The organism is Endozoicomonas sp. ONNA1 (assembly GCF_024606325.1).
GTDB lineage: Bacteria > Pseudomonadota > Gammaproteobacteria > Pseudomonadales > Endozoicomonadaceae > Endozoicomonas_A.
Genome location: NZ_JAHHPN010000691.1, coordinates 1 through 2158 on the forward strand (window position 1 = coordinate 1; position 2158 = coordinate 2158).

General features: G+C 47.5%; 2 protein-coding genes. Both read right to left on the minus strand.

Annotation, left to right across the window (positions count from 1 at the left end):
* On the minus strand, nt 1-1133 hold a 1133-nt coding region (locus KDK19_RS16290; protein WP_257292373.1), incomplete at its 3' end, for an F-box/WD40 repeat-containing protein.
* A gap of 170 nt (nt 1134-1303) precedes the next feature.
* Nucleotides 1304-2158 (minus strand): WD40 repeat domain-containing protein (locus KDK19_RS16295; protein WP_257292374.1); only part of this gene is annotated, 855 nt, incomplete at its 5' end.

Consider the following 2158-nt stretch of genomic DNA (forward strand, 5'->3'; position numbering starts at 1 on the left):
CATGATCCATCGGTCTGGCGGTAGATTGTCGCCGTATTATCCTTGCAACCGATGATTACATGGCGGCCATCGGGGCTGAAGGCGACTGATTGGACGCTGCGCTCATGGTCAATGTTGGCTTTTTCTAACCATGATCCATCGGCCTCCTTGCTATGGATTTTTGTCTTACCCTTACCGCCGGTTATTACATAACGGCCATCGGAGCTGAAATTGGCTAATTTGATCGGACTGGTCTGGAGGATAGTGCCTTCACTTTCCCATGATCCATCGTCCTTGAGGCCGTAGATTTTTGCCGTTTCATCTATACTGGCGGTCACCACGCGGCGGCCATCGGGGCTGAATGTGGCTGAGTAAACACGATCAGTATGGGAAATGCTGACTAATGGTTCCGGAAACCCATCGTCCGTAAGGCGATAGATTTTCGCCGTGCCATCGTTACTGGCAGTCACCACATGGTGTCCGTCGGGGCTGAGGGCGGCTGAATTGACCCGGGGAATGATAACTATTACTTCCCATGTTCCAGCGCCCTTGTGAAGGTAGATTTTTGCGGTGTCATCGCAACTGGCAGTGACCAGATAGCGACCATCGACACTGAAGCGGGCTGATTTTACGGGTATTTTTTCGTCAATAGTTGCTGTTTTCACTAATTTAAATGTTTTACATTCAGACATCAGCTTGGTCTTGGTGAAAAAAAACAGGGCAGGTACATAAACCCTCTCCGGTTTGCGATCTGCGAGTGAGTTCACTAACGCCTGATCATTCGTGAAAGACTTTAACCAATCACGGAGTTGATCAGCATTTTTTGTATTAATGGCTGTCCTCAGTTGATACTGATGTGGCGAGGGAAACCGGCGATACCATGCTTTTGCCAGAGCATTATCCTGATGGATACCATTGCGAAGGCGGGTACACACCCGTTCTAAACTGACAATGTCCCGAAGTCGCAAACGGCTGAAAATCATGGAACTGGATAAAACAGTAAAATACTGAAATGAAGGTCTATCCTTTTCTTCCTGATCAGTAACAGCGACGGATCTACCCGCACTGATACAAGATGATGTTCGCTCCAATTGAACTTGTCTGATGGGTGAGTCTGGTTTTGCAATGCGGGTGTTATTATCTACTCCGTGCATCCCTGAATTCTCCAAAGTGGTATTTATCTTCCATCAGCAAGGACAGTCAATACTGATGCTGTGGGGTTGGAGTCAGTTTTAAAATGAAAGTTCAAAAAATGTTGTCAAGGGCAACTAACAGTGTTCCTGTCTTTCAGCGCATACAAAGTAGCGTCACGCAGTCACAGCAATCAATGATTCCCTCGTAGTTCAGTGATTTCTACTACGTCGCTGGCACTGACAGTGAGCACATGGCTGCCATCGGCGCTAAAGGTGGCTGAGTTGAACCAGATCCTCTGAGAAATACTGGCTTTTTCTGACCATGAGCCATTGGTCGCCTGACCGATGAGTTTTGCGGTTCCGTCCATGCTGGCAGTCACCAGATGGCGGCCATCAGGGCTGAAGGTCGCTGACTTAATATGTTGCTCATGTTTAAAGATGGCTTTTTTTTTCCATGAGTCATTGGTTTTCGGGCCATAGATTATTACCGTCTGATACTGGACGGTCACAAGGTGCTGGTCGTCCGGGCTGAATCTGGCTGAGTAAACTGTACCTTTGTGAGGAATGATGGTTTTTTGTTGCCATGATCCATCGGCTTCCTTGCCATAGATTTTCACCATGAAATCGCAACCAGCGGTCACAACACGATCACTATTGTGGCTAAAGTTGGCCGATAAGACACTATTGTCATGGGGAATGGTACCTTTTTCTTCCCATGCTCCATCGGTCTGCTGACTGTAGATTTTCGCCGTATCCTTCTCAGTGATGGTTACCAGATGGCAGCCATCGACGCTAAGGGTGGCTGAATTGACAGAATCCTCATGGGAAAGAATGGCCGTTAATTGCCACGATCCATCATCTATCTTGCTATGGATTTTTACCGTACTGTCTTCACTGGCGGTGACTACATGGCGACTATCGGCACTGAAGGTGGCTGAGCAGACAGTGTTCCTGTGGGAAATAATGACTTTTTGTTCCCATGATTCATCGTCCCCCAAACCATATAGTTTTGCTGTGTTATCCCAACTGGCAGTCACCACATGATG